General features: G+C 46.2%; 14 protein-coding genes. 8 read left to right on the top strand and 6 right to left on the bottom strand.

All coding sequences use genetic code 11. The annotated features are described in order from the left end of the window. The first annotated feature begins 214 nt into the window (after window positions 1-214). Genes HCZ42_RS11150 through HCZ42_RS11120 form a run of 7 tightly spaced genes read left to right on the top strand, consistent with a single transcriptional unit; the run spans window position 215 to window position 6,624 of the window. A complete protein-coding gene (locus tag HCZ42_RS11150) occupies window positions 215-853 on the top strand; it encodes a hypothetical protein (RefSeq protein WP_167420772.1) in 639 nt (212 codons plus the stop codon). A 9-nt stretch (window positions 854-862) separates the two neighbouring features. After that, on the top strand, window positions 863-1,546 hold the full coding sequence (locus HCZ42_RS11145; RefSeq protein WP_167420771.1) for an ABC transporter ATP-binding protein: 684 nt from the start codon (window positions 863-865) through the stop codon (window positions 1,544-1,546). Beyond that, complete coding sequence (locus tag HCZ42_RS11140; protein WP_167420770.1) at window positions 1,534-2,793, top strand: ABC transporter permease; 1,260 nt, start codon at window positions 1,534-1,536, stop codon at window positions 2,791-2,793. The genes HCZ42_RS11145 and HCZ42_RS11140 overlap by 13 nt, the downstream gene beginning before the upstream one ends. Then, window positions 2,786-3,523 carry an outer membrane lipoprotein-sorting protein gene (locus tag HCZ42_RS11135; RefSeq protein ID WP_167420769.1) on the top strand — a complete coding sequence of 246 codons (738 nt, stop codon included), beginning with the start codon at window positions 2,786-2,788 and terminating at the stop codon, window positions 3,521-3,523. Before HCZ42_RS11140 ends, HCZ42_RS11135 begins: the two co-directional genes overlap by 8 nt. A 3-nt stretch (window positions 3,524-3,526) precedes the next feature. After that, window positions 3,527-4,792 carry a hypothetical protein gene (locus HCZ42_RS11130; RefSeq protein ID WP_167420768.1) on the top strand — a complete coding sequence of 422 codons (1,266 nt, stop codon included), beginning with the start codon at window positions 3,527-3,529 and terminating at the stop codon, window positions 4,790-4,792. Further along, entirely contained in the window at window positions 4,792-5,820 is a 1,029-nt protein-coding gene (locus HCZ42_RS11125) for a sensor histidine kinase (RefSeq protein ID WP_167420767.1), read from the top strand. The genes HCZ42_RS11130 and HCZ42_RS11125 overlap by 1 nt, the downstream gene beginning before the upstream one ends. Window positions 5,821-5,838: 18 nt before the next feature. Beyond that, window positions 5,839-6,624: a LytR/AlgR family response regulator transcription factor gene (locus HCZ42_RS11120; RefSeq protein ID WP_167420766.1), complete on the top strand. Its 786-nt coding sequence runs from the start codon at window positions 5,839-5,841 to the stop codon at window positions 6,622-6,624. A gap of 78 nt (window positions 6,625-6,702) precedes the next feature. On the opposite strand, the gene HCZ42_RS11115 is transcribed toward HCZ42_RS11120, so the two are convergent. After that, window positions 6,703-8,469, bottom strand: a complete 1,767-nt coding sequence (locus tag HCZ42_RS11115) for an alpha-amylase family protein (protein WP_167420765.1) — start codon at window positions 8,467-8,469, stop codon at window positions 6,703-6,705. A 338-nt stretch (window positions 8,470-8,807) separates the two neighbouring features. Here HCZ42_RS11115 and HCZ42_RS11110 point away from each other — a divergent pair, with 338 nt between their 5' ends. Further along, entirely contained in the window at window positions 8,808-9,002 is a 195-nt protein-coding gene (locus HCZ42_RS11110; protein ID WP_053407315.1) for a hypothetical protein, read from the top strand. 49 nt (window positions 9,003-9,051) lie between these two features. Here HCZ42_RS11110 and HCZ42_RS11105 read toward each other — a convergent pair whose 3' ends face one another. The 5 genes from HCZ42_RS11105 to HCZ42_RS11085 form a co-directional block, all read right to left on the bottom strand. After that, complete coding sequence (locus HCZ42_RS11105; protein WP_167420764.1) at window positions 9,052-10,845, bottom strand: GGDEF domain-containing protein; 1,794 nt, start codon at window positions 10,843-10,845, stop codon at window positions 9,052-9,054. Further along, complete coding sequence (locus HCZ42_RS11100) at window positions 10,835-12,001, bottom strand: substrate-binding protein (RefSeq protein ID WP_167420763.1); 1,167 nt, start codon at window positions 11,999-12,001, stop codon at window positions 10,835-10,837. Before HCZ42_RS11100 ends, HCZ42_RS11105 begins: the two co-directional genes overlap by 11 nt. Window positions 12,002-12,253: 252 nt before the next feature. Then, window positions 12,254-12,559, bottom strand: coding sequence for a helix-turn-helix domain-containing protein (locus HCZ42_RS11095; protein ID WP_167420762.1), 306 nt, complete (start codon window positions 12,557-12,559; stop codon window positions 12,254-12,256). 435 nt (window positions 12,560-12,994) lie between these two features. Next, the gene (locus tag HCZ42_RS11090) at window positions 12,995-14,614 is read right to left on the bottom strand and encodes a methyl-accepting chemotaxis protein (protein WP_167420761.1); all 1,620 of its coding nucleotides are present in this window, start codon (window positions 14,612-14,614) and stop codon (window positions 12,995-12,997) included. Window positions 14,615-14,970: 356 nt separating this feature from the next. Further along, entirely contained in the window at window positions 14,971-16,161 is a 1,191-nt protein-coding gene (locus HCZ42_RS11085; RefSeq protein ID WP_254868942.1) for an MFS transporter, read from the bottom strand. Window positions 16,162-16,163 lie beyond the last annotated feature (2 nt).

Genomic DNA, 16,163 nt, shown 5'->3' with positions numbered 1-16,163 from the left:
ATTCTTGTACAAATCAGTGCTGCTTGTTGTAGAGCACTTTAACTGTCCTGTTCTGTTAATTCTACTAGCTGGGTGGCTGCCTGCTTACAGATTCACCGTTTACACCCTATTTCGACCATTCACTCCAGTTCTCGACAGCTCGTCGCAAACCCCCACAGCCCTTTTATTTGCTCGTTAATCTTTCAGTATCGAATCAACATTAAGGGACGATGAAATGACAACATTCAGATTGGCTTTAGTGACCGCGTGTTTGTTTAGTGCCAACGCGCTGGCAATTCCAAGTGATGCCGTGATCGAAATTTACAATAAAGCTGCACAAGGTGACGAGAGCTTGGTTGAGGTCGCACATCAATCCTTTGAACAGCATATCGCCCAACGAGGCGCGGAGGCGCTGAGCTTGGTGTATCTCGGTAGTACACAAACTTTGATGGGACGGGATGCGTGGATGCCGTGGAACAAAATGACGTATACCGAAAAAGGACTTGCAACGATCGCGAAAGGGTTGGATCTCCTGTCTGCTAACCCAACGCCGCTGGCCGAACAACAAACACGCCAAGGTTTACCAGAATCTTTTTTGGCAAAATCTATCGCGGCGTCCACATTCACCTCGTTGCCGGAGATGTTTAATCACTTTGAACGCGGTTATGAACTGTTTTTAGAACTGCTTGAAAACGACGAATTCAAGCGACAGCAATATGCCGCGACAGCGTGGGTCTATCTTTATGCCGTCGAAGCGGCGCTAAAGGCGGAGGATATGCCTCAGGCTAAGGCTTGGCTAGAACAGATGCAGCAACGTGGAGCGCAACATCCACTGACACAGCAAGCGGCCAGCATGATCAATTCAGCGGCTTAAGGTGGCGTTATGCTTAGTTTCTCTCAGATTTTTAAAACATACCAGTTGGGTCAGCAAAGGGTTGAGGCGCTCAGAGGCGTTGATGGTCAGATCGAACGAGGCGAAATGGTGGCGCTGTGTGGGCCTTCGGGCTCAGGCAAAAGCACACTGCTAAACGTTTTGGGTTTGCTGGAGATGAACTACCAAGGACAAATTAATATCGATGGTCAGCCTTACCCAACACACCCAATAGAAGCCGCCGAGTATCGCCGCTCTCAATTTGGCTTCGTTTTTCAACGTTTCAATCTTATCCCAGTGATGAGTGCATGGGAAAACGTCGCTTATCCTCTGATGTTAAACGGTGACAGCCTTGCCCAGCAGCGTGTGAAAGCGCTTAAGATTTTGGATCGAGTTGGATTAAGCGAGTTTGCAAACCACAGACCCGACAACCTATCCGGTGGCCAGCAACAGCGTGTTGCCATTGCCAGAGCACTGGTTCACAGCCCGCAAATCGTCATCGCCGATGAACCGACGGCCAGTTTAGACAGCCATACTGCCAATGTCGTGATTGAGTTGATGAAAACACTCGGTCATTCATTGGGAACGACGTTCATTGTCGCGACCCACGATCCGCGCATGGCGGTTCAATGCGACCGCAGTATTGAATTGGTGGACGGACAAATTCACAAGGGGCTAATGAAATGGGCAAGCTAATACCACTCTCGCTGCGTGTGGCGTACCTCAACTTATTGAGAAACCGTCGCCGCAGTCTACTCTCTGTATTAATCATTACCATTGCTGTATTTGCGCTAACCTGTGCTGGCGGCTTTGGACTCTATACCTACGAATCGCTGAAAGAATCCACCGCACGCGACACCGGTCATATTACGATCAGTCAACCAGGATTTTTTGAACAAGACGAAGACATGCCGCTAGAAAACGGTTTGTCGGATGCGGCGTCTATTTCGCGCCTTATTCTCGCAAATGACGAGATTCGTGGCGTACAACCGCGGATTGAATTTAACGGACTGATTTCTAACGGCAGCAAATCAACCATATTCGTTGGTACTGGCGTGAATGAGCGTGAGTTCGACATGAAGGGGCCGTTTCTCGATGTCAGAGCCGGTAAAACCTTGTCGAGTGTCAGCGCTTCGCGTTACAACCCTGCTGAACCTGAAGTGATGTTAGGAGTTGAACTGGCGAAGAACCTTAAAGTGGCGGTAGGTGATTGGGTCACCCTCCTTGCTACGACCAGTGACGGCGCACTCAATGCGTTTGATTTTAAGGTGCATGGCATTTACTCGACGGGTGTACCTGAACTAGATAAGCGCCAACTTTACTTGCACATTCAGTCCGCTCAGGAATTGCTAACCAGCGATAAAGTCAGCACCTTATCCGTCTTCTTGTTTGAAACAGAAAAGACCGCTCAGGTTCAGCAGTGGGTGTCCGGTCAGCTTTCCAAAACGAAGCTTGAACAACCTATCGAACTGACTCCTTGGCAAGACAGAGCGTTTTTCTACACCAAAGTCAAAGACCTCTATGATCGCATATTCGGTATTATGGGCGCAGTGATGGCATTGGTGGTGTTTGTTGCGCTGTTCAACACCATGACGATGTCGGTCACCGAGCGAACGCGAGAAATCGGCACACTCTCGGTGCTCGGTACTTACCCAAGTGAAATCGTGTCCGGATTTGTCCGTGAAGCCGGACTGCTAGCGTTGATTGGCGCGATATTGGGCGGTTTGCTCAGCGCGATGACCTCGGTGCTGCTGCTTGTGATTGATATTCAAATGCCACCGCCTCCGGGGCGAAGTGAAGGCTACCCGCTGAATATCTACTTCTCGTTTGAACTGCTTGTATTTTGCGCCTTAGGAGTGATCGCTATTTGTACTTTTGCTGCTTGGCTTTCTGCCCGCAAGGGTGTCAATAAACCGATTACTGAGGCGTTGGCTTATGTGTAATGCAATAAAAACAATGGCGACTCTCTTACTGACTGTGATCAGTGCATCAGCGGCAGCGAGTGTTAGTGACGTTCGACAGATGATTAAAAATGCCGACGATTATCGTCAAGGGTATCTGGTTGCTAAAGTCGTATCGCAAGTGTCGTTATTTGAAAACGACGAGCTGGATAAAACGCGTCAGTACCATGTTTACACTCGTCCTAATCGTGAATCACTGGTGGTGTTTAAGTCGCAGGTAGAAGCGGGACAAAAAATGTTGATGCTTGGCGATAACTATTGGTTGCTGATGCCGAAAAGCCGTCGTCCGATCCGAATTACGCCAATGCAAAAGCTGCTCGGTGAAGCCTCGGTCGGGGACATTTCAACGCTGACTTGGAGTGAGGACTACCAAGCAACCTTGGTCGAGCAGTCTGCAGAAACCAACCAGTTGCGCCTGAAATCGGTCACCAAAGGCGCGAGCTACGAACGGATTGAGTTGTGGCTCGATGCTGAAACGGATTTTCCCCTCAAAGCGGACCTTTATCTGCGTTCTGGAAAGCTAGCGAAACAGGCGATTTTTGAACAAGGGCAGCGAGATGGGCAAACCCGCGTCGTGGCGATGACCTTGCTAGACAAGATCCAACCAGCGAAGAAAACCGTTATCGCTTACCAGCAAATCACATCTTATGAGTTGGAGGAGAAATATTACAACCCTGCGTATCTGATTCGCAATCTGGACTCGGAGTTATAAGCGATGAAGTGGCTATGGATACTGCCAGCGGGTCTTTATGCGTTCAATGTGAGTGGCCAAGAGCTCAGTTATGAATGGGACTGGACCGTGAGTGCGAGTTCAACCCAGCACCAGGATTCTGCGTTACTCGGTGAGCCGCCGAGCCATGACACGAAAGCGATGGATGCCTTGCTCGATGTAGAAGTGAGCGGTTACGACTGGACCGCATTACTGGCAGCGAAAGGAAGTAACATACTCAGCAACGATAGCTCTGCGCCTTACGACGCCGAGTTTGTGGTTCAAGAGCTATTTTGGCAAGGCGAAGCGACACTGTTTGAACTGCCGATGGATTTTACCGCTGGTAAGCTCAGGTTGGACTGGGGCGTGGGGTATGGCTATCGTCCGCTGGATATCTTTAAACCATATCGGCGTAATCCGGTCGGTATTCAGGTAGAAGAGGGCGCGCTGATCGCATTGGGCTCTTACTTTGACTTACAAGGCGAATGGAGTCTGGTCGCATCGGACTCGTCCTTTACCCAGCAGGCGGGTAGTACGTTGGAAAAAGCGGCAGAGCAAACTGGAATCGGCTTTCGTCGCTACGCCTTAATCGGCGAGAGTGAATGGCAGATGTTGGCGTATTACGACAACGTTCGCCATGGTCTGGTGGGGGCGTCGTTTGTCTCGGTGCTAGACCTGTCTTGGGCTGTGCACAGTTCAGCACTGTACCAGCGCCAGTACGTTATTTATCAACACAATGCGTGGGATTCTCCTGTCGAGTTAGAGACCGACAATCACGGCTATCAGTTGCTATTGGGTTTGAACTGGGCGAATGCAGTGGGTAACAACATCATTGTTGAGTATTGGTACGACAGTCGAAGTTGGAACAAAAACCAGTGGGAGCGGGCGTTTGATCGAGCAGAGTTACTACACGCTAACGATTCAACTCGTGCTCTCGGATATTCGTATGCCCAAGGGCTGCAAAGCGCCAACCTCGTGCAGCACAGCCTATTGTTTCACTGGACGCTAGACAGCAACGCTTGGAGTCATTGGCAATGGTCAAACAACCTCACTTGGCTGAATCATTTTACGCCCACCGTTGATGTGATGTACTCACCGCAAGATGGCGGTTTGATTGCAACTCAATGGCTCGATTATCAAGCATACGATTCTGGTAACGCCGCGCTCAATATCGAGATGGCGATCCGGTTTATGACTGGCGAGAGTGATTCTGTGTATGCATTGCTTTCCGATAAGAGTATGATTTTTTTAAATTTAAAAGGCAGGTTCTAATGTCTGAACTCAAACAACACGCGATTAACGGAATGAAAAGTCTGGTATTTACCTCGCTCTTTTGCGTGGTGATTGCCTTTTCAACTCAAACCATCTGGAACGGTTCTTTCCTTATTCACATCAAAATCAGCTTAGGTTTCGGCATCAGTGCAGTACTCAGTGCGCATATCATCGCTTGGTTCCGCCAAGACATCTCCCCGCGGCTGATAAACCTATTTGCGATTTGTTGCTCGATGATTGTTGGTACGGCGAATGCGTATTATTGGCTGCGACAGTACGATCAGTTTGCTGACTTTAGCGAGTTGAAGCCAGTGATCGTGTTAGGACTTATTTTTACTTCAACGTGCTTTTTGTATTTTTATGCTCACGAGCAGCGCATTGAAGCGCAAAAGCAACTTGAACGCTCGAAACGGATTCAATCCGAACAAGAAAAGACGCTGCTTCTCAGTCAACTAAAACAGTTGCAGAGTCAAATTGAACCGCACTTTTTGTTCAATACCTTAGCCAATATTAGTGTGTTGATAGACAGTGATAGCAAAAGCGCTAAGTTGATGCTAGAGAAGCTCACGGAGCTACTGCGTGCTACCCTGACCAGAAGCCGCCAAGAAAGCACAACATTGCAAGGTGAGTTGGAGCTAGTAGACGCTTACTTGGCAATCCAGAAGATTAGGCTGGGCGACCGTTTGGCGTATCACATCGACAACCAAGTCGACACTGCGCTGAACGTACCACCACTCATTCTGCAGCCATTGGTGGAAAATGCTATTCAACATGGGATTGAACCTAAGGCGGCTGGTGGTTGTTTGGATATCTCAGCACAATTGAACCAAGACCAGCTACTGATCGAAATAAAAGATGACGGACTCGGGTTTAGCGGTGAATCGGCTCATACTGGTCAAGGAATTGGCTTGGCAAATATTCGCGAACGTTTAACAACGCTTTATGGCGACAATGCCTCGTTAAACTTAGTCGAAGCGCCGCAAGGCGGTGTGATTGCCAAACTAACAATAGCGCGCTCTGTGGTGTGATTTTAAGGAGAAACAACAATGCATTGTGAGTCAGTAACCGCGTTAATTGCCGATGATGAGCCATTACTTCGTCACCATCTCAATAAAGCTTTGGGCGAAGTTTGGCCGGAACTGGAAGTGATTGCCTGTGCTGAAAATGGCCAGATCGCGCTGGATCTTATTGAGCAGCGGGCGCCAGACATCGCTTTCCTCGATATCAAAATGCCGGAGTTAGACGGCATGTCCGTGGCTAAGAAATTGGCTCAGAGAAACATCACTACCAAAGTTGTGTTTATCACCGCGTATGACGAGTTTGCCGTCAGAGCGTTTGAGGCCAATGCCATTGACTACTTGTTAAAACCTGTCTCTGAATCGCGCTTGACTCAATGCGTGGAGAAGATTAAAGCTGGATTGCAACCACAAAATAGTGCGCCAACTCCTGAACTCAGTCAACTTCTAGAACAAATCCAACATCTTACCGAAAAGACATCACCGTCTTATTTACATTGGATCCGCGCCAGCCGGGGAGAGGAAATCCACATGATCCCCGCATCGGAAGTACTCTACTTTAAGGCTGAAGACAAATACGTCTCTTTGTTTCGCATGGAGCTCGGTAAGAAAGAGGAGTACTTGCTAAGAACTTCGCTCAAAGAGTTACTGAAGCAACTAGACCCTGAGTTGTTCTGGCAGATACACCGTTCAATCGTTGTCAACGTATCGGCGATTGATAAGGTGAAAAAAGAGTTTACCGGAAAGATGGTCGCGCTGGTGGGAGAGAGCAAACTGCCAGTTAGCCGCGCAATGCAAAGCCGATTTACCAAGTAACGCCCCAGTCCTAAAGAAAAGAAGAGCTCAGCGCCAATCCAAGCGCTGAGCTCTTCTCTTTTGTAAAACATATGCTCGTTATTCAAGGCACAGAAACAGGTTGGCGAGCGGTTCAAAATTGAGCGCAATTAAGCCTTGCTGATTGATAACGCGTAAGGTGTGGTGACGGCCGTTGAGTTTATCAAACAGTGCGTATTCACCATTACTGAGCTGCCAATCCTGAATCAACTCGGGCGGGATGATTAGATCGAGTGCTTTGGAATACTTATCGCTGAAGTTGGCGACGACAATCAGCTTTTGCTGCTTATCTGAACGCGCAAAAGCGTACAACTGATGCTGCATTTCGGCGAAGTTGTCATAGTTCGCTGCGTATAAGTCGTGGTATCGGCCAGTTAGAGCGGACTCACTCAGAGTGAGGTTAAGTAGCGTTTGGTAGAACGAGCGTAGAGAATGCTCTGACTGGTTTAAAAGCGCACCGTCACATTGGCCGTGGTTCATCCAACGCTGGTGGTGAGGCACGCCGATATAGTCAAAAATTGAAGTACGGGACGGTTGCCCAAACCCTGCGTTTTCAGCGCCGGGCTCACCAACTTCTTGGCCAAAATAGATCATGGTAGGTGCAGAGGATAAACAGGCGGACACCAACATCGCGGGTTTGGCTTTCTCAGCGTTTCCCGCGAATTCTGGCGATGCGATACGTTGTTCGTCGTGATTTTCCAAAAAGTGCAGCATGTGATGTTCGATGTCTACCAGTTGATATTGGATTCGCCCGATCTCACTGGTAGAGCCGTGTCCTTGCATGACCGCTTTAAGGCTATCGTATAGATCAACTTTATCGTATAGGTAGTCCATCTTGCCCAGATGAATGTAATCACGATACAAATCTCTTTGGTACACCTCTGCGAGTAAAAAGGCGTCTGGATTGATATGTTTGATCGACGAGTTGAGATAGCTCCAGAATTCAACGGGGACCATTTCAGCTATGTCATAGCGAAACCCGTCGACCCCTTGTTTTAGCCAGTAGAGGGCAATATCACGAAACTTAACCCAAGAGTCCGGAACTTCTTTGCCCTGCCAAAACGCAAAGTGTGCGCGGTGGTCGAGTTGACGGTATTCCTCTGGCAGTTGTGGGAAGTCTTTGGTGCCGTCTGGCTTGACTCCGTAATTGACTTTGACCGTTTCGTACCAGTCATCAAAATTTGGCGTCGCTAGTCGAGATCCATTCCCCGTCCATTTTGCGGGAAACTCCTGATATGGCGGGGTTAAATTAGGGTGCTGTTCGCCGCCAAGTGGAGGGTGAGCCGAGAGTTGTTCAGGCACTGAAAATGCTTGTTTGGGGATGTAGTAGAAGTTGTTGTGTTTATGGTATTCAACGGATGAGTCGTCGCTCGCGCCAAAGTCTTCAACACCTTGTGGGTTATTTCGCCCTTGATAAACACGTGCCACATGGTTGGGCACGATGTCGATAATGACTTTCATCCCAGCTTGATGGGTCCGGGTTACTAAGTCGAAAAACTCTTGGTTCCTGCGATTTGGGTCATCGGCCAAGTCAGGGTTGACCGAGTAGTAGTCTTTAACCGCATAGGGTGAGCCCGCACGGCCTTTAACAATACTTGGGTGGTCGTTGCTAATGCCGAACTGCGTGTAGTCATTAATGAGTGCGTGATGGGGCACACCTGTATACCAGATATGCGAAATGCCAAGCCGCCTAATTTCTCCTAGCGCTCTGTCAGTGAAATCGCTGAACTTTCCGATTCCGTTTTGCTCAATGGTTCCCCAAGGGCAGTTATTGGTTTGCGTGTTGCCAAATAGACGCGTAAAGACCTGATAAATATTCTTCTTCATTGATTGGTTAGCCCCGTGATTCACCTTTAATCATAGGCTAATGCACGGTTAGAGAGTGCTAATCATCCCTAGAGGTAAATTTAGGGGGCGTAGAAGGATAAAGTGTGAGTGGGTTAGAAGATTTCTCTGAGGTCAACCAAATGCCCGATGTGGAGTAGAAATCACAAATTGGCTAATAACACTGAGGTTAATAACGAGGATGAGATTTTATGAGAGCCTGATACTACGAGGCGTTGAGGCGGATAAGAGATCTTGTGCTTCTTATGAGTGTTTTTGACAAACATGGGTTCTTTTCTACGCTTAGTTAAAAACAACGTCAGACAAAAAGGAGATCATTGATGGCGACATTTAAACAGGACATCCCACATCGTGTTACGGTTTATCATGATGACATTGAGCAAGAAAACACTCTGAAAAACGCGATGTTACCGGAAAAGCCTCGATACTTTAATGGCGCTCCCACCTATCAGGCTGAGAGTATTGATGAGTTCAGAACCAAACTCAGCCAAATTGGTCTGTCGTTAGACGTGTAACCAAACTTAACTAGAATGGAAAAAGGGCTCTGCAATAGAGCCCTTTTTGTTATGAACAGGTTTGATTCCGCCCTAACGCCTTCGCTTCGTACAGACATTTGTCGGCGCGAGACAACGCTTTATTGAAATCTTCCGCATGCCATTCAACCACGCCGATACTGACCGTAATTGCGATATCAAAACTGCCGCAAACACTTGCCGCCAGCTCAGCTTCTACACGTTGACGAATCCTTTCAGCGAGTTGTATGCCGTCATCTAGGTTAGTTTGCGGTAATACTAACGCGAATTCTTCGCCACCCAAGCGTCCGAGTAAATCTGAGTGTCGTATTTCGCTTGCAACTATTTCACAAAAGGCAACGAGCACTTTATCACCGATAGAATGACCACATTTGTCGTTCACCTGTTTAAAGTGGTCTAGGTCCATCATGCAAATGCAAGATGGCGTGTAAACTCGGTGGTGGTCTAGGGCCTTATCCACCAGTGCACGGCGATTAAGAATCCCTGTCAAAGGATCTTCTGTGGCGAGCTTCGTTAGCTGCGACTCTTTATATTTAATGTTGTGCGCCATATCACTGAATGCTTTGAATAAATCACCGATTTCGTCTTCACGCAAGTCGAAGTTTGCACGGATTTCGCCTTGACGCGAAAGGACCAAAATTCGTTTGCGCAGGTCGATGATCGGTGAGGCAATGTAGTGGGACAAGTAAATGGTTAGCACGGCAAATAGCGCAAGCGCGATAAGAAGGTACAGTGACACTTCTTTTATGTGGTCGATGTGGCTCTGTTCTAGCTCGGAATTTGAGATAAACACCGCGAGTGAAAGGTCAAATTCTGGCTCAGAAACCCCTTGTGCTGAGAGGCTTTCAAAAATGAGATACTGTTTGAGCTCTAGATCGATCGGGTGAGTGATCATGATGCCATCCAGCTCATTTCTTATCCTGGGTTCGGTTGTGTCATTAAGGCCGTATTGCTGAAATTTATCGACTGATAGATAGTTAACACCACACAAAGGTTGGGTGTCGTGGTTACGCACCAGAAAAACGTCAATACGTTCAAGACCACTATCTACCAAGGATTGTTTAATATTTGCTATATGATCTTTGATTAATGTGCGGTCAAGTACCGCTGTATAGTACCCAATCAGATTTTGTTCACAATCAACCAGTGGACGGGTGAAAAAATAGGTTTCATCGTTAAAAATAAGCCCGAGTTGAGAGACGATGTCTGTCGTTGCGAAGCTCAACACGAGCTTTGGGTAGTTACGTTGCTCACGCAGTTTAACTAATTGGTTGCTGATGTCTCGGCTTGCTTGAGAGTTTTCTTCGCCTCTTTGTTTAAGGTCAAGCAGCTTGTTGAGTGCTTGCTCCTCTAAGGAGAGGTTTTTAGGATAGCTGGTCAACCATTGCTGATAAGAGCTTTCTAAACGCTCTAAAACTAACGGTGTTAGGACCTGCAACTGTTCGATATCTTGCCTGAGAATATAGCGATTGCTTTTATTCGCAGAGAGGTTGAAGTTAACCGCTCGACCTGAAAGATCTGAAATAATCAGGGCGGAAAAGCCGCGCGTAAAGTTGATCGCGTTAGAAGATAACTTAGGCAATGTGTCTGTACTTACTTCGCAAGTCGACATTGCACCACTAAGACGGTCGAACTCAGCAAAGCGGCCTTCAATATAGTGGCTAATTTCGCTTGAACCAATCGACGCCGACAACTGACCAGATTGGAATACATGGTCAATCGTTAGCTTTTCTCTCGCTTGATAGTAACCATAACTGAACAGCAGGATACTGATCGCGAGTGGTAACAAGATAAAAAATATTTTAACGCTGAGTTTATTCTTCATCGTGTTTGAGTCTTTGGTCCGTCGGACTGATTTTGCCTAGGTTTTGAATCACTTTCAGCTCGCCTGATTGAAATTGAGCGAGATACATGGGTAAATCGAGGTGATGGTCTTCTCTCACGCGTACTTCCATATCGCCCTTGTAGAGTTCTATGCCCGGTAACGCGTCGATGGTTGCCTCTTTATCCACTTCACCTGCTTTCGTCAAAGCATGGGCGAGAAGATAAACTAAGTCGTAATGCGCTTTGCTCGAATAGGTCGCCTGTGCTTCTTTCCCATGAAAATCTTGATACTGAGCGATGAATGACTTCGCAATCGGGCTATCGATGGATGTGAAGAAGTGCAGGGCGGTCATCACGCCTTCTAACGCTTCACTATCTACATTGTTTATGTAGGTTTCATCTGCAGCGAAAGCAACAACTTGGATATCGCGTCCAAAATCGAATTGCTTCATTTGAGTGAGGAAGTTAAAACCGTCTGCGCCCGGTAAGATTAGCATAAGGTTCTGTGCACCGGATTGCTTTAAGCGTTCCAATACTGGCGTGTAATCACTGGTGTTGAAGCCAGTAAACTCAGTATTGGTGACGGTGCCGTTATACTGAGCGACGGATTCAATGATGCGCTTCGACATGCGGTGTGGCCAGATATAGTCATAGCCAAAAATGTAGAAACGGTTGCCAATGTTGTTGATTAAGTAAGGGATGACAGGTTCGATATAGTGCTCAGGAATGGTGCTGTAGCAGACTAAATAGCGGCTATAGTGCCGACCTTCGTAGTCGATACCGTAGAACATCGGAGTTTTCAGTTCATCAGCAACTTCCGCCATCGCATAACGAGACGCACTACTCACTGGTCCCATCAACGAGAACACGCCTTGTTGTTCGATCAGTTCACGACTGTAGTTTACCGTCTTAGCTGGGTTGGTTTCGTTGTCGCGTACCACGATTTCCAGCTTACGACCAAGTACACCACCTGAATGATTGATCTCTTCTACTGCCAACTGTGCACCTTTCAAAGCCTGCTGACCGTAGATCGCAAATGTCCCCGAGAGTGGTAAAACCGCACCAATCTTGATGTTTTCTTGCTCTTGCGTACAGCTTGATGTCAACAGTGCACCACACACGACTGCGCACGACAAAAAGACTTTTCTTATATTCATTATATGCTTGATTGTCTCTGAAATTTATCTTCTACTCGTTTGATTGTAGACACTCCATCTCGCGGAGAGAGTGAAATGTCTAACAAAATCATGAGCATCTAAATATACAAATAGACATGTGTTAAAAGAACGTGGTGCTTTGCACCATTCTAAGCGTGGTGCTAAAGCAATAACTAGGAGTGAAACTAAAATTATGTTTGATGCGCATCAGACACCAAGTAGAGACTCTAACCACTTAACGGTACGGCGTTGTTAGTTTTGGTAAGACTCGATTAAGTTCAAAATCTCTAGTTTTGTCGTTAAGTTATGACTTGATACCTCGATAACAATATCGGCAATAATGTCGTCTTCGCAGTAAAAGTACGCGACAGGTGTATTTAAAGCCTCTGAAATTCGTTTTACAGTCGCATAGTCAGGAGCGTGTTTTCCCGTCTCATACTGACTAATTCTCGCGCTGGCACCAGCTTGATCCATCCCTAGTTTTATTCCCAATTCTTGTTGGGTAATTCCTTGCAACTTTCTAATATATCTTAGCCTGCTAGGTAAAGGGCTATTCATGCAATGAGTACCTCCACAATCAAAGCTCGTGCATTTTACCCTTATACTGTTCGTTATATGACTAAGGAATTTTTAGATTTAAGAAATTTAGGGAAATCTATTACGCACTTTCTTCAAATTTAGCCGGATTTCAAACTTATAACTCTCTCAATAGAGCTTTATTCTGTTATTTTTTGTAACAGATTAAGTATATGTCTCGCTCTCAGGTAAAAATTAGGAAAAACTTGTTTGTTTCGCTAGGTAAACACTTAGATGTTAAGATTGAAAATACTGTTCAATTGCAGAGAATGGAGGTGAGGTTGTGTTTGAATTGAGCAAAACCTATTTCAAAGAGCTTCAAGCTCAAAATGTTTTTGACCGCTTTTACAACGTCACTTTGCCGCTATTTTTGCCACGTAGGAACGGGCGGAGCATAATTCTCTCCGCCTGGAGTGTCTAAACTTTGAAATATTGTAATTGCGCAGAAAGGTGTTCAGCGGTATTCGCCATCTCTTGGCTTTCTTTGGCCAAAGATTGCGACGCTTGTAACACTTCGTTGGCTGATAGATGAATGCTTGTGACGTTCTGATTCATTTCAGAGGCAACCGCACTTTGTTGCTCTGAGGCCGCGGCAATTTGCGCCACCATGTCGTTAGCATTTTGCATTTCAACTACGATTTCATCGACTTGGCTACGGGTACGTTGTGACGCTTCTACCGAGCTATCAACGCTGCTATTGCTGTTTTGCATTGCCGTAAACGTTCGCCCTGCATGTTCAAGCAATGTGTCTATAGTTTGCTGTACTTCTTTGGTTGAGTTTTGAGTTCGACTTGCCAGATTTCGTACTTCATCAGCAACGACGGCAAAACCTCGACCTTGTTCACCTGCGCGAGCAGCTTCGATCGCTGCATTGAGTGCCAGTAGGTTGGTTTGTTCAGAGATATCGCGAATGACAGAAACCACGTTGCTGATTTCATTGACCCCGTCTTGCAGTTCTTTTACCAACTCGTTTGCCATCGCAATATCTTGAGATACTTCAGAAATTGCTTTCGAGGTGAGCTGCATGGTGCGGTCGGTATGCTCAGTGTGTTCCATTACTTTATTGGTACTGCCCGCGGTGCTTTCGGCGTTATTGGCGACATCGGATATGGTTGCACTCATTTCAGTCATCGCCGTTGAAAGCAGTTCTAATTGTGAATGCTGAGAGTTAACGCTGGTTGCCGCTTCTTCACTTGCTTGAGCAATGTTACTGGCCATACTGCTCGATATGCCCGCCGAATCATGTGCCGTTTTAAGTGTACTTTGCAGCTTGCTCAGCATGCTATCGATCTCTTTTGCCATTTGGCCAAGTTCGTCTTTGCGAGTCAAGTTCATGCGTACTCGCAGGTCGCCTTCTGCAATTAAGTGGGTATTTTCAATCAGTTTATTGAGTGGTGTGACGATATTGTTTGAAATGGCGTAACCGAGAGCAAACAATACGCCAGATAAGATCAAAGCAAAGATCAGCTGTTGGGTAACGAGAGTGTAAAACGTTTCATTGATGTCGGAGACAAGAATACCAGAGCCAACAATCCAACCCCACTCTGGGAACAGGGCTACGTAAGAGATTTTGTCTTTTAACGCTCCGTTTGGGCTTTTCCATTGATAATCTAAAAAGCCTTTTTGTTCAGTGGTTTTTGAGATGTTGACCATTTCTCGCCAATGAAACTTACCGGCGCCATCTTTAAAGTTTTCTGCGTTTTTCCCGTTGAGTTCTGGTTTGAGCGGATGCATGACAACATTCATTTTCTGGTTAAGTATCCAGAAATAGTTATCGCCGTCGTAGCGCAGAGACGCTACTGCATTAAGTGCATTTTGTTTAGCAGCCTGTTCGCCAAGTTGTTCACGTTGGTTGTAAAAGTACTTGGCAACATTCAGTGCTGTTTCTACTTGAGCGCTTAATTTATGCTCACGCTCTGTCATAGAAGTGTTACGTTGTTGGACTAAGTTATAAGCGCACGCAACAACGATCAATATAAAAGCAAGCAATACAATAGAGAATAGCTTTAGTTTTACTGGTAAGTTGCTTAATTTCATGGGGCTCTGACTCGAGTAAGTTAATTTAATTATCCAATTAATTACTCTAGCAATCTCACGCTTTAGTGCTAGTTAGCGAAATCATAAAAAAAAGTATTCATATTGTTACATGAAAATAACTAGTGTTTAGTCAAACTATCGATTGTATTTGGGGAGTGGATAACAATAATTGTTGAAGAAATACTCAATTGTAAAGCTGTTAATTGCGAAAGGAGGATAAAAATACTGATGAATCTCTTTACAAGTTTCTTTATAAGTATTTTTATCAATAAACTTTAGTTTGTTTATATTATTGCCTTTAGTGGCATGAATAAATGCATAAAACTATAGCGTTAGTTTTATTTTTATCAGTTAATTTAGACAAAGTTTTGATCTCGAGAACTATTTATCGCCAGAAAGTGCATTAAGAATACCGCCCCAAGCATAGTTAATGCGGCGAGAATGAATCCGTATTGAGTGAGTCCGTAATGACTTAGCAGTGCAATCACCACATAGCTGATACTCTGCACCATGGTTTCAAACATTTGCAGGCCGCCATCAGCACGCCCGCGTTGTTCTACCGCAATGGTGTGATGCATCCAGTTGGTACGCGCAATGCGGTTAAGTGCATTGAAAAAACCAAACGCGAGGGTAAACGCCAGTAGATAGATAAGGTGAGGCGAAAAACTCATTCCGACTACTGCGAATGCGGCAATCGCCATCGAGTAGACCATCGTGTTCACGTGGCTGTGCAACGATAGCAGTTTTGCCACAAACATTCCGGTAATCAACGATCCTAGACCAAAGGCAATGTTGTAACCCGCCAACCAGTCTCCGGAAACGCCGGTTTCAGCAAACCAAATTGGCACCAATTTTTCAAGATAGGTGAGGATAGGGTAAGAGAGTGCAGACAACATCAAGAAACCATAGAAACGCGGAGCTTGGGTAAAAATGTCTTTGCTCTCTTTGAGCTGATCGACAAACGAGCTGTTCCGACTCATCCTTAGCTGTCGTCGATATGGTGTGACCACGTAACTTAATGCACCGATGCTAGCTGCGATAGCCGCAAATGCTGCGAATTCGAGCATTCCCCATCTCTCCAGTAACACAACGCCAAGAGCGCCTGCTCCAAGTGTTGTGCCTTGCATGATGATCTCTTGTTTACCTGATATCGACGCGTATTCGTGGCGGTCATAGTTTTCTTGCGTAAAGGCATTATTGGTCGACCAGCCCAAATCGCTTGAAGCCCAATACACCAACTGTGCAGCCGCGAGTATCCAGGGAGAACCAAGATCAAACCAATAGATGACAAACAAAGCGGCTGCGGTCATCGCTTGAATCACCTGCACCCAAATCAATAGCGCTTTGCGTGAGTGACGGTCAATCAGTGTTGAAAAAAAGGGCGTAAGAAAGAATGAAACCGCAGTACAGGTTAACGCGACCATCGCAACAAACGATCCCATATTGGGCGTGGCCAGCATGATCCAAGGCAGAGCCATCATAAACAAACCCGAGGAAATGCCGTCAAAGAAACGTCCGGTTAGGTAAGACAAGGATTTGTTTTTCATTA

Origin of the sequence: Vibrio hepatarius (assembly GCF_011806575.1) — a bacterium.
Lineage (GTDB): Bacteria > Pseudomonadota > Gammaproteobacteria > Enterobacterales > Vibrionaceae > Vibrio > Vibrio hepatarius_A.
This window is presented reverse-complemented; position numbering and strand designations above follow the sequence as displayed.

Coding starts and splice junctions, on each gene's coding strand:
- HCZ42_RS11085 (WP_254868942.1), bottom strand. CDS start 16,161: ATGAAAAACAAATCCTTGTCTTACCTAACCGGACGTTTCTTTGACGGC.
- HCZ42_RS11110 (WP_053407315.1), top strand. CDS start 8,808: ATGGCGACATTTAAACAGGACATCCCACATCGTGTTACGGTTTATCAT.
- HCZ42_RS11115 (WP_167420765.1), bottom strand. CDS start 8,469: ATGAAGAAGAATATTTATCAGGTCTTTACGCGTCTATTTGGCAACACG.
- HCZ42_RS11140 (WP_167420770.1), top strand. CDS start 1,534: ATGGGCAAGCTAATACCACTCTCGCTGCGTGTGGCGTACCTCAACTTA.
- HCZ42_RS11145 (WP_167420771.1), top strand. CDS start 863: ATGCTTAGTTTCTCTCAGATTTTTAAAACATACCAGTTGGGTCAGCAA.
- HCZ42_RS11125 (WP_167420767.1), top strand. CDS start 4,792: ATGTCTGAACTCAAACAACACGCGATTAACGGAATGAAAAGTCTGGTA.
- HCZ42_RS11095 (WP_167420762.1), bottom strand. CDS start 12,559: ATGAATAGCCCTTTACCTAGCAGGCTAAGATATATTAGAAAGTTGCAA.
- HCZ42_RS11105 (WP_167420764.1), bottom strand. CDS start 10,845: ATGAAGAATAAACTCAGCGTTAAAATATTTTTTATCTTGTTACCACTC.
- HCZ42_RS11130 (WP_167420768.1), top strand. CDS start 3,527: ATGAAGTGGCTATGGATACTGCCAGCGGGTCTTTATGCGTTCAATGTG.
- HCZ42_RS11120 (WP_167420766.1), top strand. CDS start 5,839: ATGCATTGTGAGTCAGTAACCGCGTTAATTGCCGATGATGAGCCATTA.
- HCZ42_RS11150 (WP_167420772.1), top strand. CDS start 215: ATGACAACATTCAGATTGGCTTTAGTGACCGCGTGTTTGTTTAGTGCC.
- HCZ42_RS11135 (WP_167420769.1), top strand. CDS start 2,786: ATGTGTAATGCAATAAAAACAATGGCGACTCTCTTACTGACTGTGATC.
- HCZ42_RS11100 (WP_167420763.1), bottom strand. CDS start 12,001: ATGAATATAAGAAAAGTCTTTTTGTCGTGCGCAGTCGTGTGTGGTGCA.
- HCZ42_RS11090 (WP_167420761.1), bottom strand. CDS start 14,614: ATGAAATTAAGCAACTTACCAGTAAAACTAAAGCTATTCTCTATTGTA.